Genomic DNA, 22,255 nt, shown 5'->3' on the forward strand with positions numbered 1-22,255 from the left:
TAAGGAGGCATTACATTGGAAAAATATTCATTATTTATAAATGGAGAATGGACAGGAAAAGAACTGGAGACTTTTGACGTCATCAATCCTGCTACTTTGGAAAAGATTGCAACAGTCCCTAACGGAGGCGCTGAGGAAGCGAAACAGGCAGCAGATGCAGCAGCTGAAGCCTTCAAGACCTGGTCCCAGTACTCCGCATATGAAAGAGCGGAACTCATTTGGAAATGGCACCATCTGATCAATGAGAATAAAGAAGACCTTGCCAGGACACTTACCATGGAACAGGGAAAGCCATTTAAAGAAGCACTAGGAGAAATAACTTATGCTAATGGATTCTTTTCCTGGTATGCAGAAGAAGGAAAAAGAATATATGGCGAGACCATCCCTGCCACAGGAAGAGACAAGCGTCTATTTGTCCAGAAGCAGCCAGTCGGTGTGGTTGCAGCCATTACACCTTGGAATTTCCCTGCTGCGATGATTACAAGGAAGGTAGGGCCAGCTTTAGCTGCAGGCTGTACAGTTGTAGTAAAACCGGCAGAACAAAGTCCCCTCACTGCCTTCAAGCTTGCTGAGCTTGCTGAAAAAGCAGGCTTCCCTAAGGGAGTGATCAACATTGTAACAGGAAATGCACAGGAGATTGGAAAGGTATGGCTTGAAGACACACGGGTCAGAAAGCTGACGTTTACCGGTTCAACAGAAGTTGGCAAACTGTTGATGCGTGGCTCTGCAGATACGGTCAAAAAGGTCTCTCTTGAACTTGGCGGGCATGCACCTGTTATTGTTATGGATGATGCGAATATCGAAAAAGCAGTAAATGGTGTGATTGCAGCTAAATTCCGGAATGCGGGCCAGACCTGTGTCTGCTCCAACAGAATCTATGTACATGAGAATATTGCCGAAGAATTCACCAGCAAATTTGTTGAAAAAGTTCAGCTTCTCCGCGTAGGAAACGGTCTTGAAGAAGGTGTCGATTTAGGTCCGTTGATCGATGATGCAGCAGTCGCAAAGGTGCAGCGCCATATTGAAGATGCGATTCAAAAAGGGGCTAAGATTGCAACTGGAGGCGAACTGGTGAAAGACCAATTCTACTCCCCCACGATCATCACGAATGTCACTGATGAAATGCTTTGTATGACAGAAGAAACCTTTGGCCCAGTCGCACCTATTACAACCTTCAGCTCTGAAGAAGAAGCAATCGCCCGTGCCAACGACTCCATCTTCGGCCTTGCTGCGTATGTATTCACAGAGAACATATCACGCGGGATCCGAATCACAGAGGCATTGGAATATGGAATCATCGGCCTAAATGACGGTCTCCCTTCCACGCCGCAAGTACCATTCGGGGGCTTCAAACAAAGCGGCCTTGGACGCGAAGGTGGCCATTATGGCATCGAGGAATTTTTAGAAGTAAAATACATTTCATTAGGTTTATAAAAAGCAAGGCCAGCCCCACTTATCTAACTCGGGGCTGGCCTTATCTTTCCTTGGGGATCTGAGAAGTTAGTTGAATAAGTTATAAGAAATTCAAAGTATCACACCAGAAAAACTACCTTTTAACACTTCTTTTTCATTCTGATTTGTACATGAGAAGGTTGTACTGATTGCTGTTCTATCATTTTCTTGCTTTGCATATTTTTGTATTGTAACTTCGCAAAGGATTGTATCTCCTGTAAAAACAGGTCGTAAAAACTCAAAATTCATATATCGGGCCAATACATTATGATCCCCACCTACTTTTGTTGGCAGTGTGGCTGTTAATAACCCCTGAATGACAAGTCTCCCCTGTTCATCGGGAGTTTTATGATGAATCCCCTCATCCCCTGATATCTCTGTGAATAATTCAACATCCCTTTCCGTAAAAGTCCGTTCAAAAGTAATGATGTCCCCTACTTTTAATGACATAACAATCTCTCCCTTAAGGTTTTAGAAATCCGAATATTGCAAAAAAATAATATATGGCTAAGTAATGTTCGGATGTTACACGAGGAAATTGTGTGCTTGCCAATCTTTCGGCTTAATGTTCTTTTTCATCCATTCCTCTTCTGGAGCCTGGTATGGGGTTGCAGCAATCAAATAGTCATTGTGCCAGCTTGCTGCTCCGGAACGTATCATTTCATTCAGTAAAACTGGAATAAATTCTTCAGATTGATGCTGGAAAGAGTGGCGTGCAAAATCCTGGAACCAGCCACATCCTAGCAAATAATTATCAATATCTTCTTTTGCCAATCCGTTTTTTATGATTAATGTGAAGGAAAAAATCCGTTTGATAGCATGCCATGAAATTTTTTCCGGCATTGTTAGCCACTTTTCAAACCGTTTCCTTGCTGCATCAATGGCGGCCATTGGATTCCCCATTTGCGGTCCATGCCCTGAATAGGCCTGTTGGATCTGAAGAGTCGACAATCGATCCAAGCTTTCTAAAGATCGTTGGATAGATGAAACTCCCTCTCGGAAGATATTCAGCCATCCGATATCATTTTTATGAAAAAGATCCCCGCAAATCAATATCTGTTCTTCAGGTTCATATAACGAAATATGACCTAAAGTATGGCCCGGAGTATGTAAAACTTTCAAGGTTCTGCATCCTGTATGAATTTCATCTTGATCTGAAAGCATTTTATCGACTCGATAAGGTTCTACAGGCTGATCTAACCATTCCGCACTGCAGGCTTCAGGGTCCAAAGAATTTATTAAATTGGCTTCCCACTTATGAGCAGCAATTTTAACACCATAATTTTTTTGTAGATGATAATTCCCGCCTACATGGTCACTATGATAGTGGGTGTTCACAATTAGGTGTAATTCCTCTGGTGAAACGCCTGCTTCTTTTATTAATTGCTCAGTTTCCTTTACATTACTTCCAAACCCTGTATCAATCAGGATCGGAAGCTGATCTTTGATGAGGATCATGTTGGCACTAGGAAATTTTCGCTCAAAGAAAATAATATTGGACTTATTCAAGGCTTTCCCTCCTTAATTTAAATGCGTGACATATACAAATGCTGTTTTGCCATTTTGTTAAGGACTAATGGCAAAAATCAAATCATTAGTGAGTCCTGGTGTAAAAGTTCTTGCCTACTTATCTACTATCAGTTTGTGCACGCTCTTATTAATAAAATAAAGCCTATGACAATAAGGATGGAAATGACATTTACTAAGCAACCCTTATTTGGTACCCCAGTAGTGGCTTGTGCCCACGCATTATTTAAGGCAGCTCCTGGATTTTTATGCTGCTCTTTTGATTTTAATCGTTCTCTTACTTTCTCAGACATAATCCCACTCCTTAAATCCATTTTTCCATAATGCGTAATCTAGCCAGATTTTATTGTAGAAAAGCCTTTAAAATCTCTAAATTTCTCTCTAAAAATAATGCGTTTTTTTCAAGTCCTCGCCGCTTACACCATCCAATACTGTTGAAGGCGTCTGTAAATTGATAAAAAGGCAATACGACTTCTAGATTAATTAGTGGTCTGATAGTGTTATAGCCCTCTTGATAGGCTTCATACAAGGCAGGATCGAAGCTTAGAAAATCACGATTCAGCTTGGTGAGGTCAATTTCTGTTGAACCAAACCGCACGCTTTCAAAATCGATCATGCCTGAAACGCTATTTTCATCTACAATGATATTTGCTGGACGAAAATCCATATGTACAAAGCTTGGTCCATCTGGTGGAGGTAGCTGTTTCTTCATATCTTCAAATTTTCCAATGGCCTGTTTATATAATCCCTCTTCCAAAACGTCCTTTACATCTTCAGCAAAACTATTAAATTGGGTTTCAATAAAACCAGACCAATTCGGAAATTCATTTTGAATGCCCGCTAGTTCTTGCCCAGCAGGCGGCTGAATCGAATGCATCTTAGCATGAAGTACTCCAATTTCAAACGCTATAGTTGGCGAAGCCTCAGTCGTTAACGGTTTTCCCTTTAATTCAGACAACAAAAAAGCCCCAGGACACTCTTCATCACCAGACCAATAATCCAGCATTTCAGGAATGGAAACATTACCTTATAAAATCTCATAGGCTTCTAACTCCTGCTGGAATTTCAATTTGGTATATGGGATTTTCACAAAAACATTTTCACCATTTTCTAAAGTACACTTAAAGACTGTTGAACTGAATGAATCTTCAACCTCACTCATTGAACGTATCCTCAATCCAAATTTTCCAATGACACGATTTTTCATCAAACAAGTCCTCCTAAAAAAACATACCAACTAGCGAGATAAACTATAAAAATATGGACCACACATTGATTCATGTGTATGAACATATGTCCAGGTGAAGTTTTTATCCAATATATAGATGTCTTCCTGAGAATCAAAATCCTCTGCCACAACTTTGCCTGCGTTCCTGTATAGGTAGACCCAAGGGGAATTCTCGTACATCACATACAATTCATCCTATGATACATGATTAAATGCTTCCCTTGCATCGCTTTCCTTCAAGCAATCTAGTTTTTCATAGCTAAATAGATGCCATTTATACTGCTCGTAATAAATGGACTCTTTCATCTCCTCACTGATATCTCTTGCAAAACTCTGTTCCCAGGTCACTAAAATATCCTCTGCTTCCTCTATGATCTCATTGATCAATACACCTTTATCAGTTAAATTCTTTGTAAACAGATAATTCTCCTGAATTGGCAAGATTGAACAATAAACCTCATTTAACTCCTCTTCTGGTAAACTATCTAAAATATCGTTGATTTTTTTTCTTATCATCCTGGTATCCACCTTTATCGAGCTGAACTCAGCCCTCGAGTAATTGCATATAATATAAGAATTCACCATCCTCTGTTTCTACTATAATAATCCCGGTTTTCCCATCATTCGTATCATACAAGACCGTACCTTTTGGTAACTTTGTCGCTGAAAAATTGGTAAAGAACCAACTGGAAGTCGTTACTTTCTTGATTTCCCCAATCTTATTGTTTTTTTGAAATCTATCAATATCTTCAGCAAACCATTCAAGGTCAGTGACATTATTATACATAAAACCATTATATTTTAAGACATCCGCATCTTTATTTCGCTTAAGAACATCCCCTGCAGTCACTTTCCCGCCATCAGCGCTACAGCCAGTCAGAATACTGAAGAACGCAATCGTAAATAGAAATAAAACAATTGGTTTATTGATGATATTCCCCCACCTTTTTCTCGTATCTTTTCTTTAAACACTATCCTGCCCCGCCTGTTAAATAAAGTATTTCCACAAAAATAGCGTTAATCCCTTCCAGGATTAACGCACAGTTTTTTCAAGCACTTACTTTCTAAATGTATCCGCCACTAAATTACTGAATTCTCTTAAATAATAAAGATAATTGTCTCCGCCATAGTTGTAGCGCTTGTTATACATTTTCGCAACAACCAGATTGTATTTTGGAATGACTAGAAGGGTGGGACCAGTTACCCCTAAAATCTGATAGGAACCTTCTGGCACTCGATCGCCAAGCTCACTATAAGCTGCTGGCCGTCCTTGCACAAACCAGAACAAACCGTTTTGTGGCAGTTTATTATTTTTATAGAGGGGGCATTGAACTTGTGTGGCCATTTCTATTACTTCTTTTGGAACAATCTGCTTCCCCATTGCAAACCCTTTATTCAAATGAAGATTTCCCCATTGTGCAAACTCCCTGGCTGAAGTATGTAAGTTTGATTCCATTCCATCGTCAAGACGCCCAATATTGTATGTTCCTTCTTCTTCCGGATCATCAATTTGTTTAACTAATGAAGCATTCCCTACCGTTTGCCAGGCTGTTTCCTTAAAACCTAGAGGTGAAAATACTCTTTCTCTTAAAAGTTCCGGAAAACTCTTGTTATATAGTCGATTAATCAGCCTGGTCATCATTAACACATTGATCCCTCTATAAGCCCAGCCTTGACCTGGATCAAACTCGCGAAAAATAGTACCATCCTCTTTTACATGTAAACCATGTGAATGAGTGACTAAATGGCGTATTGTTGTTTTTCCAAGCAATTCTTCATCCATCTCTTCAAAATAATCAATTGCATAGTCATCCAGGCTGTTGATTTTCCCTTCATAAATCGCATATGCAATCGCTAACCCAAGATAGCTTTTCCTTGCAGAGGCTACGTTGAATTGGGAGGATGACGTGATTGGAGCTGCGTCTTCAGTATTAGAGTGATTACCATTATAGTGTTCTAGAATTACTTCATTATCTTTCAGAATGTATAATGATGAAGCACTACTCTTATTCTTTTCTTTTATATCCTCAACCCACGAAATTATTTTTTCAAGTTTCTTCAATCCAACCTAACCCCCGTTAAACCCAATCGCTAACTTTGATTTTCCAAATCATATGGTCAAAATCTTTTCCCCAGTAATCCTTTAACCAGCAATCAGGTTCACCAAATTTCTTTCGCCATATTTTTTGGGCATTTCTATATCCACTATCCAGGTAAAATTCATCGATTCCTTTATCCTTTAAAGTTAAAAACATGTTCATCAATAACAAATTCCCTACGCCATTTCTCTGGTGGTCAGGATGAACAAAGACTGTACCAACCTCAATTAGCTTTTCCAGATTCCCATTTGTATGATCCCTAATTAAATCACTTGCTGGCCCATATTCAATAGAGCCAATGATTTTATCACCATCCAAGGCGATCAAAAAAAACCTTTCCTCACCATTGTTTTCAAGATCCTCTTCTAAGTACTTTTCTTTTATTTCAATTTCCTTCGCAAGATCATCGACCAGATCCCCAATACCTTCCTTGGTGAATGTATCAACGATCACGATTCTAAAAAATGCTTTTAATTGTTCAACGTCTTCAAGTTTTGGCCTTCTAATTTCTACATCTATCACTTAAAGCCCCTCCAGATTTCTGCTCAGTTGTGACTGTCAAAATTAACTCCTCAATAGTACCAATACATTTATAAACTTCCGGTAAATGATAAAACGTACTCGTTGTTTCAAATCTGTTTACTTCGTCATCTGGTGAATATAGATAAATCCTTTTTCCTTGTCCAAGGGCAATTCCAAATTCTATGTGGCTTCCTTTTCCTGCTGGTAATAAAATAATGATGAAATCTGCTTCCAAAACAGCCTCTTTTTCTTGTTGCCCAATTTCTCTCAAATCTTCAAACGTTAAAGCTCGTTCATTTTTGGTCCAATCATATGTTTGAACATACCCTTTATTAACTAGCTGTTTACTAACATAACGAACTATATCTATGTTTTTAAAACTCGATGCAATCGATATGCAACAAAGGGTTCCTTTGCCATAAAGCATTATTTTTAATTGCAAAATAAACTAATTCCACAAAAATAGCGTTAATCCCTCCAAGGATCAACGCTTAACCTGTATTATTAAAAAAAGCTGCCAACTTTTCTTCTATTGATAAGCAGGACTGCGCGATCAAAGGTGTGCTGTTAATTTTAAAAACGCCGGAGCTGTCTCAATATCCTCAATCCATTTATATTCTCGCCCACTCAAACCATCTTTTACCCATAAATTGCTCTGAGTATCATTTGTTCGTAACCAAGTAATGTAGGAGCCAACTGCTTGAGGTTGAATATCTATTTCATTGTTCTTTGGATGAGAAATTTGTATTTGATCTTCTGTTTTTAGATTAATGGCGTATAGCGCTGTATACATCGTCGGTACCGGACCTTCACTCCATTCTTTGTTCTCTTTCGCTCGGGCTACGATCACTTTGTCTGGAGAGTACCATGATAAATCCAAATCAACATAGCCTTCTGGAGTGTACTGCTTTTGTTGGATGGATGTTGGCATATCTGCGATTGTCGTCTTCTTGTTTTCTACCAAAAATCTGCCTTCTCCAGAAATATAGGCAAGCTGGTTGGCAGATGGTGCCCATTTCATCCAGTCTTTGTATCCAAGCATTTTCCCCACTTCCTGGAATTGTTCTCCCTTGTCTGAAAGGACACATAATGAATTGCTATCCATTGCCCAGGAAGCAGTTGGAATTACGATAAACGCAACCCATTTCCCATCATGACTCCACTTAAAAAAGTCGGCATCGATCCCAAACAAATTAGATTCATCTGTTTCAATAGTATAAAATGATTCCATTTTATCCTTATCAAGGTTTGCGTTCACGGGAATTTTATAAAGCGGAATTGGTCCCCAACCAGTTGGACGTAAGCTGGATTGAGAGGAAACGATAAACTCTCTGCCATTCGGGAACCATTCAAACCCGCTGACCCCTAAGGAAACATTCTCAAACCCCTCCGGCCTGCCATTCTTCATTTTCGTGACGTTCAATACACCATGCACATTGTAGGCCAACTGATTCTTAATCGGTGACCATTTAAAGTCAGCAGTTTCAACTTGTATGTAGGGCTGGTAGTTTTCTTTTTCCTTCGTATCATAAATCCATAAGTCCGATTTCTCTCCCTGTGCATCACCGTCAATATAGGCAATAAAGCGGCCATCATAAGACCATTTCGGAGAATGGACATAACGGTTCTTTGTCACTTGCATTTCCTGTTCACCCGTTTTGATCCATAGCTGATGATCACGGACAAAAGCAGCAATAAGCGGGGTTTCAGCATTCACATCCATAGATATAAGAAAACTAAAGAAAATCAACAGTAAAAAGTTCCTGGTTCTCAAGGACATCCCTCCTTTGCATAGGATGTCCTGTTATTGGAGGGTGATTCTGGATTGGATTCTTTTTCGATTTTAATTAAGAAGTAAGTTCAAGAATCATCAAGGTCTGGACCATTTTTTCACAAAATGAACAGCCACCAATAGTAGACTAGTAGACACGCATAATTTAAATAATATCCCATTACTAATGAAGAAATAAATTAGCACTGCAAGTAATGCAAGAATTAGGGAAACAATGGCCATTTTATTCCAATCACCCAAAAGAACACCAATGATTGCCAAAGTGATAGATATGATCATTATGATTGCCAGTGTGCTTTTTGATATAGGATAGTAACTAGCCGCTAAGAGCAGTACTACATATCCGATAATGGAGCCAACCCACTGAAGTATTTTACCTATTCTTTTAATAAAATTCGCCCCCTTATTATTCCATTAAATACAACCCAAAAACAGCACTGTTTGTGATGTTAGCATAATAAGAAATTCAACAAAAAATGCGTCAACCCTTCATGGACCAACGCATTCTATAATTGATTTTTGTTGGTTTAATTGTTCAATAATCAAAGGCAATTCCATCAGATCATCAATAATAAAATCCGCCTGGACATTTTCCCACTGATCATTCTTCTTCCAAATCCCTTTCATCCCTGCATTCTGGGCAGCTTTCACATCGTTTTCAGGATGATCTCCAACAAATATACTTTGGTTAGGTGAAACATTAAGTTGGTTCAGAGCTCTAATGAATATATCAAGGTCAGGTTTTTTAATCCCTTCCCATTCAGAAATTAAAATAGTATCAAAATACCTTTCAATTCCCAACGCTTTTAGATTATCCATTTGAAATTGCCCTTTTCCATTGGATATCAACCCCAGCACCAGGTTCTTTGCACGCAACGCTTCTAACATAGTAATAAGATTTGGGAAAGGGATACAACTATTCTTGAAATGTGATATGTAATCTTGAAGTAATTCCTCCCATGATAGATCCGTAATCTCGAATTCATTAACCAGTTGGCGATACACTTCATCTTTCCAAACATACCCACGATTATCTAATTCAATAAACCTTCTCACGTACTCCTCTTTTTGCACATGCTCTATTACTCTATTCAATCTGTCATACTGTTTCTCTATGAACACTTTTACAGATTCATCTCTATTTAATAAAGTACCGTCCAAATCGAACATTACAGCCTTGATCATTGCTGGACCACCTCCTGAAAAATCACAAAGCAATTAAAATGCAGGTGGCGTGACTGAAAAAAGTATCGAAGCCTTTTCCTTAGAATTATTTTCCCATTTATGCTTCATATGTGCTGGAATTTTGACACTATCTCCTGCATTTAATATGTATTCTTCTTCTTTTAAAATCACTTTAATTTTCCCCTCTAAAACCAACGCCACTTCCTCCCCTTTGTGCTCCAATGGACTCTCGGATGATGATGTATTTGGAGGGAGATGCATAATCGCTGTCGCCATTGTTCCAGTAAAATCAGGGGACAACAACTCGAAAGAAATGTTGTCAACAACCATTTTCTTGCGTTCATTTGACCTAACTACTAAATCTTTAGTATTCGTTTCTTCAAGAAAAAAACTGAAGGTCGGCACATCAAGTGCTTTCGCTAAGACCTTTAGAGTTTGGATTGATGGATTAGCCAGCCCTCGCTCAATTTGACTTAACATTGAAGGCGTTATTTCAGCTATTTGGGCTAACTCTTTACTCGTTAATCCTTTAGCTTTTCTATGTTTCTCAACTTTTTTGCCGATATCTATATTTTCCATGATCGTACTCCTTAATTAAAATTTATTAAACTTAATTAAATCACATTTAAAAACATTCTAGACCTATGTTAAACTGTATTTAATAATTTACAACTATATTTTATTATCGGTCATTTTACAAGTCAGTGAGGAGTGGAGAAAATGAGTGATTTCTTTACGTTTATAATTCTTTCATTGTTCGTTGTGATGAGTCCAGGCATCGATACAGCACTCATCACAAAAAGGACGATTTCAGATGGAAGAAACGACGGTTATAAAATGGCCCTCGGTATAACAACCGGCTCTCTGGTGCATACATTTGCAGCAGCCTTTGGACTTTCAGCGATTTTAATGCAGTCTGCAGTTGCCTTCGAAATCATTAAATACCTTGGTGCCCTCTACTTGATTTACCTTGGAGTATCCTCATTTATCACCAGGAAAAACAAGAATAAGATCAGTGAGGAAATACCAACTAATCCCGAAATAAAAAAGTCAGCATTTAAACAAGGGGTGTTATCTAATGTGCTAAATCCCAAGGTTGCTATGTTCTTTTTAACATTTCTGCCCCAATTTGTTAAAAATGGATCAGACGCAACCCAACAGCTAATTATGATGGGTGTCATTTATACAGTGCTATCCATCACCTGGTTTTTCGTTTACGTCTTCTTCATTAACTATTTACGCGAATGGCTAATGTCGCCAAAAGTACAAAGTATAATGGATAAAGCAACCGGGCTTGTCTTGGTCGGATTTGGATTGAAGCTTGCTTTGGATAAACAACATTAAATAATATTGGATACAAACCGGTCACATAATCCCTTTTTATGTGACCGGTTTTCGGATCTCATTGCGACTCCGGGCACCTTCACTTATATGTCCGATAACCGGATTTCCTACCGACTTCGGTCACATATTCCTCATTTATGTGACCGTCATCCAGATTTCTTCGCGACTTCGGGCACATATACACTTTTAAGTGATTCTACTCGAATAGCCCCCATTCCTGTTCGGTATGGGGGCTATAAAATCTATACGTTATAAACTGATGATTGCATTCAACGCTATTTCAGCTTCTGCTTCAACCGCACTTGTTACTAGCTCAGTATGCGGGTTGTATTCCTCTCTAAGCTCGGCATCAGCAAATCCGTCGATTGCCAAAATCGAACCGCTTTTCACGCCTTTTAATGCCGAGATGACAAACAAGGCCGAGTTTTCCATTTCTACAGCAATGACTCCAGCTTTTTTGTAGAGCTGGTGCGGGAATTCGATTACTCCTGAGTAAAAGGCATCGAGTGTCAAAGTAATGCCCTCGCTCACCTTAATTTTATCCGCAATATTGGACGTCGCTCGGGATAGTGCTTCAACAATCGTTCGATCTGCTACAGCAGGGAAACCCGGTGGCACAATTTGCTTTGTAAGCCCATCACAACTTACGGAACCGGTACTAATGACAAGACTTCCTGGCGCGATTTCCTTTTGATAAGAGCCTGCAGTGCCAACGCGGATGATGGCTTTTGCTCCACCCATAATCAACTCTTCGAAGCAGACTGCCGCCCCAGGTGCACCGACGCCATGACTAACGACAGCGACATCCTTTCCTTTCCATTTTCCTATGTAGCTGTGGTATTCCCGATTCTCAGCTAATAAGCTTGGTTCAGCAAGTGTCGAAGCAATTTTTTTAGCACGGGATGGATCACCGCAAACAATGACTCTTTCAGGAAGCATTTCTGAATCAATTTTCAAATTTGGCAGTTGTTTAGTCAAAGTCTTTTCTCTCCCATTCGTCCTCTGGTATCGGCAGGTCCTCCCCTGAGAAGCGTTCCTCTTTAAATGGGTCAGCATTGATATGGAACCCGTTTTGCTCCCAGAAGCCTGGTTTATTTTCATCGATGAATTCAATCCCGCGAATCCACTTCACACTTTTCCAGAAATAGAGATGTGGAACAATGAGCCTTAACGGCCAGCCATGCTTGTCTGTCAGCGGACTTCCTTCAAAGGAATGGGCGAGAAGCACATCGTCGCGCACAAGATCACTCAGTTGAAGATTCGCGGTATAGTCTTGGTCTGCATGCAGCATGACATACTGACTGTTCGGCTGAATTCCGAGCTCCTTGATGAAATCGGTGAACCTCACTCCTGTAAAAGTATTATCGAAGCGGGACCAGCGTGTCACACAATGGATATCAACGGTTACAGAGGTTTGCGGCATGTTCAGCATCTGGTCGTACGTTACGACCGCCTCTTTCTCGACAGCACCGAAAACCTTCATATTCCATGTTTTCAAGTCATAAACAGGCACTTCCCCTTCATGGAGAATTGGAAAGCGTTCGGTTAATGCCTGACCAGGCGGCAGTCTTTTGGCAAGAGTCGGGTCAACAGCCGGTACTCTCGTTCGTTTGATTCGTTCTGCTTTGTTCAAGTTCATCGTCATCCCCCTATCTTGTACTTTGCTGTCCTGACAGCTGTGATGCTGCTCCTTTATCCTTCAAAAAGAACATCGCCACAATCGTGATGATATAAGGAAGCATGGCGGTCAGCTGAGTTGGCATCGAGAATCCCTGCATTCTTATGCTCAATGCGTCGGTAAGTCCGAACAACAGACTAGAACCAAGTATGCCAATTGGATGGGACTGTCCGAGCATCATCGCGACTAATGCGATAAAGCCGCGGCCTGCAGTCATCCCTTCCGTGAACATCGTCACCTGGCCAAGGGACAGCTGTGTCCCAGCTAAACCGCAAAGCACACCGCTCATTACGATCGCCCCAAATTGAATACCTGTCACTTTCAGGCCCAGGCTTTTTGAAGCGGATAAATTCTTGCCTACTGCTAATAAACGGAATCCAGCAACCGTTTTATACATGAAAATATAAAGAAGAATGGCGGCTAAGAACGCAATGTACACAAGTGGAGAGTGGCCAGAAAGCACCTTCCCGATCACTGGAATATTCTCTATCAGCGGAATGTCCCATTTTGGCAGACCCTCCATGTTTTTATCGTAAAAGGCTCCTTTTACATCAAATAGCGCCCTTAGTAAAAAAGTCGTCAATCCTAGTACAAGGAAATTGATGGCGATTCCCGCCACGATAGGGTTTCCCTCAAATTTAATTGTCACTACACCAAAGAGCAGTGAAACAAAGACGGAGCCGGCAATTCCGGACAGTACTGCTACAAATATGCTCCCGCTGTAATAATTTCCGGCAATAGCTGAAAAGGCTCCTGCAAGGACTAGTCCTTCCAGTCCTACGTTAAATATCCCAACCCTGGCACATAGCGCGCCTCCAAGTGCCGCCAGCAATATCGGACTTACCATGCGGATAGCTGATACAAACAGCGAATAATCAAAGAGATCCATTGGCTGCACCTGCTTTCTTTCTTAAATTCCACCATTTAAACGCAAACCTGGCTGAAATGAATAGGATCAAGACACCCTGTATGACACTGGCAATTTCCAAAGGCACTTCCGTGTTGCGTTCCATGCCCATTGCACCGGTCTGCAAGGCTGCCAGCAATATCGCAGCGACTGCTGTCCCGAGTGGATTCGAATTCGCCAAAAGGGCTGCCATCAAACCAGTCCAAGCATACCCCGGGACTGTTAAAGCTCCTTCTACATAGCGGTATTGAGAACCAAGGACCTCTGCCGAACCTGCCAGCCCCGAAATCCCACCACTGAAAAACATACTGAAAAATAGTACCTTCGTTTTATTGATTCCGCCATATTCTGCAAAGAACGGATTGTGGCCGAGCATCCGGACCTCGTAACCAGCTGATGTGTATTTAAGCACAAAATACAAAATGGCTGCACAAAAAATTGCAAGGATAAACCCAAAATGAAGGCTCATGCCCGGGAACAGCTTTGGCAGCCATGCTGACTGATCAACCATTGGTGTTTGTGCCAGAGCTGCTGAGCCCGATTTATCCTGAAACGGCTTAGCTACAAGAAAGCCTGTAAACAAAACAGCAACGTAGTTTAATAGCAGCGTCGATATGAGGAGCTGAACCTTGAACTTCGCTTCCATCCAGGCTGCAAATAAAGCCCAGAGCCCGCCTGCAGATATACCGGCGACTAATGCCAAAATCATTTTTAAAAAACCTGGGCCTGGTACATAGAGTGCAGTTAAAGCTGCGGCAATAGCTCCTAATACCATCTGACCTTCTGCACCCAGGTTGAAAACCCCAGCGCGAAAAGCCAATGCAAGACCGACTCCAATAAGAATAATTGGAGTCGCACGTGCAAAGGTCGCCGTTACGAAATAAAAGCTTCCAAACGCTCCATTCCACATCACTTTGTATGTTTCTGCAACTGACTCACCTATCAGGCTGATGGCCAGCGCTCCGGTAAGGATCCCGATCATCACCGCGAACAGCGGCTGAACCAATCCTCTAAACGACTGTTGCAGTTTTCTCTGAACCTTCATTGACTTTCCCTCCTGCCATAAGCACACTCAGCTTTTCTTCTGTTGCATCCTTTCGATCGAGCATTCCCACGATTTTCCCCTCATACATGACAGCGATCCGGTCAGATAATGCTAAAATCTCAGATAATTCGGATGATACGAGCAGGATGCCATCCCCATTATTTCGCTTGGCTAAAATTGCTTCATGGATATATTCCATTGCACCAATATCCACTCCTCGTGTTGGCTCAGCAGCAATCAAGAAATCCGTATCAAAACCTAATTCCCTTGCGACGATCAATTTCTGCAAATTTCCGCCTGATAAATTCGCTGCCTTTTCATCCATTGAGGATGTCTTGATTTCATACTTTGAAATCCATTCACTGACAAAGCTGCGGAAAGCCTTTTTATTCAAAATAGAACGTCGGTTGAACTTTTTTTGCTTGTAGTAGCCCATGAATCCAGTGTCTACAATTGTGGCTTCCTTTGCCGCTCCCCACAGATATCGATCCTCAGGAATATGGGATAATCCTGCATCGCGTCTGAAAGCTACGGATGTACCTGTTACATCCTGACTTCCTAAAAGAATCGAGCCATGATCAACATTTTTTAAACCGGAGATAGCCTGGATTAGCTCGGACTGTCCATTTCCAGAAACCCCTGCGATTCCAAGGACTTCCCCTCTATGTACACTTAAGCTGACATTATCCAAAACAGGTTTGGAACCTTTCGCACCTATGGTCAGTTCCTTTACTTCAAGGAGAATTTCCCCTTTCACCTTAGACCTGTCAGCAAGCTCCTTAATCTCTCTGCCCACCATTAACTTTGCCAGTTCATCGACAGTTGTTGCTGATATTTGAACATGACCTGCTACCCTTCCGTTCCTGAGAACCGTGATCTGGTCCGCCACCTTCATGACTTCTCGCAGCTTATGGGTAATCAGGATGATGCTTTTCCCTTGATTGGCAAGGAAACGAATGGTCGCTAACAGTTCATCCACTTCCAATGGTGTCAGGACAGCGGTCGGCTCATCGAGGATGATAATATCTGCGCCCTGATATAGAACCTTGAGGATTTCAATCCGCTGCTGCTCCCCGATAGAACACTCGCCTGTTTTACGTGAAGGGTTAACCGAAATCCTGTGTTTTTCTGCAAGCTGACGGACAGCTTCAGCTGCTCCCTTTCGGTTGAAAAACCCAAAGGTGCGCGGCTCGCGGCTAATGACGATATTCTCTGTCACTGTAAAATCGGGGTAAAGCATGAAGTGCTGATGAACCATGCCAATTCCATGCGCAATCCCATCCTGGGGGCCTGAAAATCTTACTGATTTCCCATCAAGCAGAATGTCTCCGCTCGTCGGCTGTTCGAGTCCATAGAGCATTCGCATCAACGTCGTTTTACCAGCGCCGTTCTCCCCAACAATTGCGAGTACTTCCCCTTTTTTTAGCTTAATTGATACGTCGTCGTTAGCAAGGAAATCACCATATTTCTTGGTCATAGATTTCATTTCTAAGCGATAGGTCATTGCCTTCCCTCCCCGGTACAAATGGAAACCGACTACAAGCGCAGTCGGTTCATTTTTTTCTCAAATTAATTGTTTAATGGATTTTTAATTACTTTTTTACCAGATATGATTTCATCATGAAGAGCTTTGACTTTGTCGATGACTTCCTGGCCAACGAATGCGTTCAAAGGTGTCTTGCTTTCATGAGTCACATAAGTCAAACCCACACCCTTATCTTTAAGACCATACTCAACGATTCCAGCTTTAAAAGTACCTTCTGTAAATGCTTTTACCGTTTCGTAAGCTGCTGCGTCCGTACCCTTCAGCTGTGAAAGTACGACATGCTCAGGGTCTACTTCTGTGCGGTCTACGTCCTGGCCTGCTGTGAAGAATCCTTTTTCTTTCGCTGCTTCAAATACTCCAAGGTCACCTACAGCAGCTGCTCCTGCAATGAAATCTGCTCCTCTTGAAGCCTGAAGGAAGGCTAATTCCTTCGCTTTTGCAGGATCTGTGAAGCTGCCAACATAGTTTACAAGAAACTCAGCATCCGGATTTGTCTCTTTCAAGCCTTCTTCAAAAGCCACTGTCCATTTCTTTAAAAGCGGAATGTCCATTGCAGCTACCATTCCTACTTTATCTGTTTTAGTTGACAGACCAGCCGCTGCACCAAGCAAGTAAGCTGCCTCATATTCTCGGAAGTTGACACTTTGTACGTTCGGTAAATCTACAATCGTATCAATAATCGCAAACTGTCGCTCCGGGTTTTCAGCCGCTACCTTTTTCAATGCATCCTCCGATTCGAAAGAAGAAGTGATGATCAGGTCATAATTTTCCGCAACAGCTACACGAAGGTTTTCTTCAATTGCTGAGTGATCAGTCGATTCAATTGTCTTTACTTCCACGCCAAACTCTTTTGCTGCTTTTTTTGCTCCCTCATCCATCTGCTGGAAGAAAGGGTTCACACCAATTTTCTCTGGCAGAACAAGCGCGATTCTCTTTTTGCTTTCTTTTCCTTCTCCATCCGCCTTTTTGGAAGACTCGTCAGCTCCACAGCCTGCCACTAGAAGAACTGCTAAAATTGTAAACAACGCCAAAAGTTTTTTCATGATGATCCCCCTAAAATTAATGTTCGCTTATTATATTTTCTACATTACTAGATTAATTGATTCTTAGCTTGAATACAACAAAAAACGTATATTAATTTCAATACCACCAACAATGTTCGTGTTTTTGTTGTTTCCTGCAATTAAAAAACCTCTTCCCAGGGAAATAGGAAGAGGTAAATAAACCAGCACTCTTCCTCATCTTTCAGAACAATGTGTTCTGCAGGATTTGGCACCATTCTATTTTGGTAATAGCGGTTGCCGGGCGTCATAGGGCCAGTCCCTCTGCCTCTCTTGATAAGGAAATCCATTATGTAGTTTTTTACATTAGTAACATAAAAATAAAATAAACTTAGAATTCATTATAACCAATATATCATAAATAGCAATATGTTTTTAGAAAAATCAGAACAACACTTATAAACTGTGATACATACGCAAATCCAGTTCATACCTTGCCGTCATTTCTTCTCTCATGAAATTCATCCTATTTGACAATTATCTTTTGAACGATAGAGTTTAACCTTAAACGTATTACATCAAATCTTATAATATGACAGTACTCTTAACCTTCAAGTTTCCAATCTTCTTCGAGCACATATATTCTTTTAATGTGACCGTACATCGGGCTTCCTTCTGACTTCGGGCACATAATTTCATTTTATGTTACCGTCATCCGGGTTTCCTCGAGACTTCGGGCATATAATTTCATTTTATATGACCGACATCCCGGGTTTCCTCATGACTTCGGGTACATCCACCTTGTCATATTTGCCCATATCAATAATCCCCCCTTTTAACCGCTCATTCGCTCTCCCACCCACAACCAAATCCAAACAAAAAAGCTGCCGGGCACAAGTCCCAACAGCCTCGTTCTCCCTACAACCGCGGGTCGACAGGGTCTTTTTCCATTGCCAGGGTGGCAAGGACGCATTCATGTACTCTCTCGATGGATTCTCCATTTACGAAGCGGCGGATGCCTTCGATTCCCAGCGCAAATTCCTTCAGCGCGAGCTTCTGCTTTTTGCCTGTATTGCGTTTTTTCAGCCTGCTTAGGTTTTCGGGGTGCAAATAGTCCATGCCGTAAATGATTCTCAGGTATTTTCTGCCTCTGACTTTGATCGCTGGCTGGAGCAGTTTCCCCTTGCTTCTCGTGATATAATGCTCAGGTTTGATGACGATTCCTTCGTGCCCGTCCTCGGTCGTCTCTTCCCACCACTTGATCACTTCCGCCTCACTCGATGAGTTGTCGATGATTTTGTATTCGGTGGCGACAAACAAGCTTGAATAGCTGGCGAACTCATGGTTCATTTTCATATGCCATTCATGCGTTTCATCGAAGAACGTCCTGTTGCTATGGGCCAGCACATGGAAAGGAGCGATTTGGATATCGTCAAGATTGACGACATCCCAGCAATACCCTTGAAAAACCTCTGCGAACTCTTTGGCATTGTTCAATTTTTCATTGTATTCTTCAAGCCATCCAGACAGAGCAGGATTATCCTTAGCTGCATCAGCTAATTTATCCTGCAACATAGCCCGATCCATCATCGCATTCTCGGCAACATGGGCATACTGTTTGCTGATCAGGTCCTTTGCCTTCAAGTTCCATGGCATGATTTCGGCATCGAGCAGAACGTAATCGGTCTGATGCTTGGTAAAATAATCATTGTTGTGCAAATCATCATTCAGTTTGCGGACAATCTCCAGCTCAAGATGGTTCTCGAAAAACTGCCTGCCGGTTCTTGTATAAATCGTACCTAACGTCTCTATTCCAATGTGTTTTTTCGCTGAGGCATGGTCCTTGAACAAGAACAGAATGCCGCGGCTCCCCATATGCTTTTTTTCCGCGACCATTTTTTCAATGCCGTTGCTTCGATAATACTCAATTGCCTCCAAAGGATGTTCCAGGTATATTTCCTTGGAGGATGGCGACGGTGTCGGACTCATGGTTGGCGGAATATAAAGCAGCTGTTCAATCGGGATTGTATGGTGAGAAACCGTATCAATCGCTGGCTTGACTGTTTCTGCCGGAACCGCTACCTCGCCAAACTCCTCGGTTAGCACGGAATATCCATGAAGGAATTTGCCGATATTCGGCTGATTCAGACGCTTTTGCTCCCACTCAAGAAGCGGATTATCAGGTACTCCTGAATAATCTGCTTTCGCCTGTACAGCGACAATCTGGGTTTCCGGGTAACGGAGGGCAGTAAGCTTCCCGCCGAACACGACGCCCTGATCAATGTTGAGGGTATTATTCATTTTCAGCGGCTGTGGCTTAGGGTCATGACCCCAGACAATCAGCTGGTTAGTCCGGTGTCCGATGAACCAGTCTTTCCGCACCGGTTTTCCTTTTTCATCAAATCCATCAGTATCTCCATAGCGGCAAAAATCACTGACATCATCCGATTGTTTGCCTATATATTCATCCTTGATTCCAGCATGTGCACATACTACTGCAGGAATGCCATTCTTTTTCAGAATATAATGGGAAGGCGACTCAAGGAGGAAATCCTTCAGCTTACTTTTCCACTCTGCTGCCGCTTCAGCTCCATGCTCTTGTTCATACTGCAAAAATTCCTTCTCAACCTTTTCATCTCCATGTGAAATGGTTACTTTCCGGCCATCAAGCCATCTGGCAATCTTCCAGCCATGGTTGCTGTCAATCATATATGCCAGTTCTTTTTCAACATGCCTGTAAAAGAACATCATGCTCTTAAGGGATTCTGGCCCCCTGCTCATCACATCCCCAATCGACAGGAACTTCCTGCCTTCAGGGTGCAGATAATACTCTTCACCATTTTTTTCATAGCCGAGTTTTTCCAGCAGTTCAATCATTTCATCATAGCAGCCATGGATATCGCCGATGATGTCAATTCCAGTACCAACTTCCAGTTCCAGCGGATTGGTGCGTCTAGTCAACTCAATATCGTCGATTTCTTTTATAAAATGTAATGACCTTATGCCTTCTTTTTTCATGAAACGCTTTTCCCGAGTGAAAACCTGGTATTGCTGCTTGATACGTCGTCTGCCGCGCGGATTATCGCGTTGTTCGTCCCTTTCAAGCAATACTTTTTCAGGTACATCAAGAACGATTGACATGATTGGGACATGATGATCCCTGGCCATCGCGATATACCTCTTTCGATCGTCAGGCTGCAGGTGGGTCGCATCCACAAAGGTAAGCTTGTTCAGCCTGCACCTTGCCCGAATCATACTGTCCATCATGTCAAAAGCTTCCTTTGAAATCATGCTGTATTCATCAAATAGAATGTCTGCTTCTTGCTTTGGCACATTCCGAAAATCCACGAATTCCTTATCACTGACAAGCATGCGGAATTGATCGGAACTGACCACCTCAGAAGGAGAGATTTTACCTTCCTCCTGCCATTTATTAAGCAACGTCGTTTTGCCGCTGTTTGATGGTCCAACGAGCAAAACAATACCTGCATGAGGCAATGCGATTCTCATTCTTTTGCCTCCTTTCTCTTAAAAATACACATTTGCGTAGGAAAGCCGAATTCTTCGTGCTCGTCGCCTATACCGCTAAAAGTCAACTCGTACTCACCTTCGCTATTTCTCGCATTGCACCATTCCGTGAACTCTGCCCTTGTCCACTCAAAACGGTGATCATCATGCCTGAATTCCGTATCCATTCCATAAAGGGCATTGTATTCCTTATTCGGAGTGGTCACAAGAAGATTCTTTGGACGGTATTCATGAAGGATGGTCCCAAAAACCTTTGGAAGCCGAGCCTCGTCGATATGTTCAATCACTTCGCATAAAATCATGACATCCTTGCCCTTCAACCGCTCGTCATAGTAAAAAAGCGAACCCCATAGCTGGGTCGGCTTGATTAAATCGGCCTTGTCATCTGCCTGAGCGAACCGTTCCATCGCACGGATCGAAGCTTCTTCTGAAGGTTCGACAGCGAGAATTTCTTTGACTCCGTTGATGAAGCCTAATCTGGCGCTCAGCTTGCCCTCACCAGAACCGAGGTCGACGATGCTTTCCTTATCTGCAAGTTCCCTCACCGTGTCCACTATTTTTTCATAGCGCATGTCGTTAAGTCGGATTTTTTTCTTTTCCTGAATGGCAGCGGCTTTTTCCTGGCCTTCAACCAGAGCGTTTTTATCTTTAGTATCTTTATCCTGACTTTCAACCAGTTCGTACACAACTTTGAATCGCAACGCATGTTTCATGATAAAGGATTTCTGAGGGTGGTCATCAAGCCAGCCTTCTCCATAGCGTTCGAGTTTCTCAATCTCTTTTTCATCTATATAATAATGCTTGTAATTGTCCAGCACCGGGATGAGCACAAATATCTGCCTCAAAGCCATCTGCAATGTCGTTTTGCCTTTAAGTGCAATGAACCTCGCGGAGCTTTTCGATTTAAGTGTGAAATCATAATTGATATCAGGGCGTGTGATACCAACGTTGAATCCTAGTGGTTCAAATAGCTCAAGGATTTGCTGATCCGATAGGCCTGAAGAAACCGGCCCGAAACTTAATTCCAGGTCGAATCGATGCTTTACCCACTCGACGTAATCCTCCTTCGGCTGCCCATTCAACGCGGTCCCAAGGGCAGTTCTGATCAGTGATATGAAAATACTGCTCACTGCAAACTCCCGATCATTTATGTAATGGGTAATATCATATTGATTACCTTGATTTTTCACCAGTTCAAGAGAGTCTGGAGCAACAAACACAGTCGCTTCTACCTCCCGATCAGTAAACATGCTGAAAAACAGCCTCACAGCATGGCCTTTTTGGTGTCGTTCATAGACATTATGAGGGTTTTTCGCCAACAAATGTGAAAGAACCTGGACATTCTCCCCAAAAGCCCGAATCGTTAACTGCATAAAGCACCTCTTTTCGATCATTTCCTGA

The 22,255-nt window shown here is 41.9% G+C and carries 22 protein-coding genes, 1 pseudogene and 1 riboswitch; of the genes and pseudogenes, 2 read left to right on the forward strand and 21 right to left on the reverse strand.

What is annotated here, in order from left to right:
* Positions 1–15 precede the first annotated feature (15 nt).
* A complete protein-coding gene (locus ACXAEA_RS13610) occupies positions 16–1,434 on the forward strand; it encodes an NAD-dependent succinate-semialdehyde dehydrogenase (RefSeq protein ID WP_475096422.1) in 1,419 nt (472 codons plus the stop codon).
* Positions 1,435–1,524: 90 nt separating this feature from the next.
* Here the strand turns inward: ACXAEA_RS13610 and ACXAEA_RS13615 are convergent, their stop codons facing one another.
* The 13 genes and pseudogenes from ACXAEA_RS13615 to ACXAEA_RS13675 all read right to left on the reverse strand — a co-directional run bounded on the left by ACXAEA_RS13615 (position 1,525) and on the right by ACXAEA_RS13675 (position 10,384).
* Complete coding sequence (locus ACXAEA_RS13615) at positions 1,525–1,902, reverse strand: FAS1-like dehydratase domain-containing protein (protein WP_475096423.1); 378 nt, start codon at positions 1,900–1,902, stop codon at positions 1,525–1,527.
* 75 nt (positions 1,903–1,977) lie between these two features.
* On the reverse strand, positions 1,978–2,961 hold the full coding sequence (locus ACXAEA_RS13620) for an MBL fold metallo-hydrolase (protein ID WP_475096424.1): 984 nt from the start codon (positions 2,959–2,961) through the stop codon (positions 1,978–1,980).
* Positions 2,962–3,089: 128 nt separating this feature from the next.
* A complete protein-coding gene (locus ACXAEA_RS13625) occupies positions 3,090–3,272 on the reverse strand; it encodes a hypothetical protein (protein WP_475096425.1) in 183 nt (60 codons plus the stop codon).
* A 50-nt stretch (positions 3,273–3,322) separates the two neighbouring features.
* On the reverse strand, positions 3,323–3,985 hold the full coding sequence (locus ACXAEA_RS13630) for a phosphotransferase family protein (RefSeq protein ID WP_475096426.1): 663 nt from the start codon (positions 3,983–3,985) through the stop codon (positions 3,323–3,325).
* A 21-nt stretch (positions 3,986–4,006) separates the two neighbouring features.
* Positions 4,007–4,186, reverse strand: coding sequence for a hypothetical protein (locus tag ACXAEA_RS13635; RefSeq protein ID WP_475096427.1), 180 nt, complete (start codon positions 4,184–4,186; stop codon positions 4,007–4,009).
* Between the two features lie 30 nt (positions 4,187–4,216).
* Positions 4,217–4,792: pseudogene (locus tag ACXAEA_RS13640) on the reverse strand (DUF4275 family protein).
* Positions 4,752–5,057, reverse strand: a complete 306-nt coding sequence (locus ACXAEA_RS13645; RefSeq protein ID WP_475096428.1) for a hypothetical protein — start codon at positions 5,055–5,057, stop codon at positions 4,752–4,754. Before ACXAEA_RS13645 ends, ACXAEA_RS13640 begins: the two are co-directional and overlap by 41 nt.
* Positions 5,058–5,264: 207 nt before the next feature.
* Entirely contained in the window at positions 5,265–6,269 is a 1,005-nt protein-coding gene (locus ACXAEA_RS13650) for a serine hydrolase domain-containing protein (protein WP_475096429.1), read from the reverse strand.
* Between the two features lie 16 nt (positions 6,270–6,285).
* Positions 6,286–6,828: an N-acetyltransferase family protein gene (locus ACXAEA_RS13655; RefSeq protein WP_475096430.1), complete on the reverse strand. Its 543-nt coding sequence runs from the start codon at positions 6,826–6,828 to the stop codon at positions 6,286–6,288.
* The gene (locus ACXAEA_RS13660; RefSeq protein ID WP_475098129.1) at positions 6,809–7,255 is read right to left on the reverse strand and encodes a group-specific protein; all 447 of its coding nucleotides are present in this window, start codon (positions 7,253–7,255) and stop codon (positions 6,809–6,811) included. The genes ACXAEA_RS13655 and ACXAEA_RS13660 overlap by 20 nt, the downstream gene beginning before the upstream one ends.
* 126 nt (positions 7,256–7,381) lie before the next feature.
* Complete coding sequence (locus ACXAEA_RS13665) at positions 7,382–8,602, reverse strand: translocation protein TolB (RefSeq protein ID WP_475096431.1); 1,221 nt, start codon at positions 8,600–8,602, stop codon at positions 7,382–7,384.
* Positions 8,603–9,109: 507 nt separating this feature from the next.
* A complete protein-coding gene (locus tag ACXAEA_RS13670) occupies positions 9,110–9,805 on the reverse strand; it encodes an HAD family hydrolase (RefSeq protein WP_475096432.1) in 696 nt (231 codons plus the stop codon).
* Between the two features lie 33 nt (positions 9,806–9,838).
* A complete protein-coding gene (locus tag ACXAEA_RS13675; protein WP_475096433.1) occupies positions 9,839–10,384 on the reverse strand; it encodes a helix-turn-helix domain-containing protein in 546 nt (181 codons plus the stop codon).
* Positions 10,385–10,525: 141 nt separating this feature from the next.
* Here ACXAEA_RS13675 and ACXAEA_RS13680 point away from each other — a divergent pair, with 141 nt between their 5' ends.
* Positions 10,526–11,149 carry a LysE family translocator gene (locus ACXAEA_RS13680; RefSeq protein ID WP_475096434.1) on the forward strand — a complete coding sequence of 208 codons (624 nt, stop codon included), beginning with the start codon at positions 10,526–10,528 and terminating at the stop codon, positions 11,147–11,149.
* Between the two features lie 249 nt (positions 11,150–11,398).
* Here ACXAEA_RS13680 and ACXAEA_RS13685 read toward each other — a convergent pair whose 3' ends face one another.
* The 8 genes from ACXAEA_RS13685 to ACXAEA_RS13720 all read right to left on the reverse strand — a co-directional run bounded on the left by ACXAEA_RS13685 (position 11,399) and on the right by ACXAEA_RS13720 (position 22,227).
* On the reverse strand, positions 11,399–12,088 hold the full coding sequence (locus tag ACXAEA_RS13685; RefSeq protein WP_475098130.1) for a nucleoside phosphorylase: 690 nt from the start codon (positions 12,086–12,088) through the stop codon (positions 11,399–11,401).
* Between the two features lie 31 nt (positions 12,089–12,119).
* Positions 12,120–12,782: a sulfite oxidase-like oxidoreductase gene (locus ACXAEA_RS13690; RefSeq protein WP_475098131.1), complete on the reverse strand. Its 663-nt coding sequence runs from the start codon at positions 12,780–12,782 to the stop codon at positions 12,120–12,122.
* Between the two features lie 16 nt (positions 12,783–12,798).
* Positions 12,799–13,716 (reverse strand): ABC transporter permease, encoded by a 918-nt coding sequence (locus ACXAEA_RS13695; RefSeq protein WP_475096435.1) that lies wholly within the window; start codon positions 13,714–13,716, stop codon positions 12,799–12,801.
* On the reverse strand, positions 13,703–14,779 hold the full coding sequence (locus ACXAEA_RS13700; protein ID WP_475096436.1) for an ABC transporter permease: 1,077 nt from the start codon (positions 14,777–14,779) through the stop codon (positions 13,703–13,705). Before ACXAEA_RS13700 ends, ACXAEA_RS13695 begins: the two co-directional genes overlap by 14 nt.
* Positions 14,745–16,283, reverse strand: coding sequence for an ABC transporter ATP-binding protein (locus ACXAEA_RS13705; protein ID WP_475096437.1), 1,539 nt, complete (start codon positions 16,281–16,283; stop codon positions 14,745–14,747). Before ACXAEA_RS13705 ends, ACXAEA_RS13700 begins: the two co-directional genes overlap by 35 nt.
* A gap of 65 nt (positions 16,284–16,348) precedes the next feature.
* Positions 16,349–17,368, reverse strand: a complete 1,020-nt coding sequence (locus tag ACXAEA_RS13710) for a BMP family protein (protein WP_475096438.1) — start codon at positions 17,366–17,368, stop codon at positions 16,349–16,351.
* A 192-nt stretch (positions 17,369–17,560) separates the two neighbouring features.
* Positions 17,561–17,669, reverse strand: a riboswitch (SAM riboswitch).
* A 575-nt stretch (positions 17,670–18,244) separates the two neighbouring features.
* Positions 18,245–20,836, reverse strand: coding sequence for a polynucleotide kinase-phosphatase (locus tag ACXAEA_RS13715; protein WP_475096439.1), 2,592 nt, complete (start codon positions 20,834–20,836; stop codon positions 18,245–18,247).
* A complete protein-coding gene (locus ACXAEA_RS13720) occupies positions 20,833–22,227 on the reverse strand; it encodes a 3' terminal RNA ribose 2'-O-methyltransferase Hen1 (RefSeq protein ID WP_475096440.1) in 1,395 nt (464 codons plus the stop codon). The genes ACXAEA_RS13715 and ACXAEA_RS13720 overlap by 4 nt, the downstream gene beginning before the upstream one ends.
* Between the last annotated feature and the right edge of the window lie 28 nt (positions 22,228–22,255).

This window comes from Mesobacillus sp. ABV4_180, assembly GCF_056158485.1.

What these genes read in the sequence shown, in the direction of transcription:
- ACXAEA_RS13680 (WP_475096434.1), top strand. Translation starts at nt 10,526, where the DNA reads ATGAGTGATTTCTTTACGTTTATAATTCTTTCATTGTTCGTTGTGATG.
- ACXAEA_RS13670 (WP_475096432.1), bottom strand. Translation starts at nt 9,805, where the DNA reads ATGATCAAGGCTGTAATGTTCGATTTGGACGGTACTTTATTAAATAGA.
- ACXAEA_RS13695 (WP_475096435.1), bottom strand. Translation starts at nt 13,716, where the DNA reads ATGGATCTCTTTGATTATTCGCTGTTTGTATCAGCTATCCGCATGGTA.
- ACXAEA_RS13685 (WP_475098130.1), bottom strand. Translation starts at nt 12,088, where the DNA reads ATGCTTCCTGAAAGAGTCATTGTTTGCGGTGATCCATCCCGTGCTAAA.
- ACXAEA_RS13705 (WP_475096437.1), bottom strand. Translation starts at nt 16,283, where the DNA reads ATGACCTATCGCTTAGAAATGAAATCTATGACCAAGAAATATGGTGAT.
- ACXAEA_RS13700 (WP_475096436.1), bottom strand. Translation starts at nt 14,779, where the DNA reads ATGAAGGTTCAGAGAAAACTGCAACAGTCGTTTAGAGGATTGGTTCAG.
- ACXAEA_RS13630 (WP_475096426.1), bottom strand. Translation starts at nt 3,985, where the DNA reads ATGCTGGATTATTGGTCTGGTGATGAAGAGTGTCCTGGGGCTTTTTTG.
- ACXAEA_RS13720 (WP_475096440.1), bottom strand. Translation starts at nt 22,227, where the DNA reads ATGCAGTTAACGATTCGGGCTTTTGGGGAGAATGTCCAGGTTCTTTCA.
- ACXAEA_RS13715 (WP_475096439.1), bottom strand. Translation starts at nt 20,836, where the DNA reads ATGAGAATCGCATTGCCTCATGCAGGTATTGTTTTGCTCGTTGGACCA.
- ACXAEA_RS13625 (WP_475096425.1), bottom strand. Translation starts at nt 3,272, where the DNA reads ATGTCTGAGAAAGTAAGAGAACGATTAAAATCAAAAGAGCAGCATAAA.
- ACXAEA_RS13615 (WP_475096423.1), bottom strand. Translation starts at nt 1,902, where the DNA reads ATGTCATTAAAAGTAGGGGACATCATTACTTTTGAACGGACTTTTACG.
- ACXAEA_RS13675 (WP_475096433.1), bottom strand. Translation starts at nt 10,384, where the DNA reads ATGGAAAATATAGATATCGGCAAAAAAGTTGAGAAACATAGAAAAGCT.
- ACXAEA_RS13710 (WP_475096438.1), bottom strand. Translation starts at nt 17,368, where the DNA reads ATGAAAAAACTTTTGGCGTTGTTTACAATTTTAGCAGTTCTTCTAGTG.
- ACXAEA_RS13660 (WP_475098129.1), bottom strand. Translation starts at nt 7,255, where the DNA reads ATGCTTTATGGCAAAGGAACCCTTTGTTGCATATCGATTGCATCGAGT.
- ACXAEA_RS13635 (WP_475096427.1), bottom strand. Translation starts at nt 4,186, where the DNA reads ATGAAAAATCGTGTCATTGGAAAATTTGGATTGAGGATACGTTCAATG.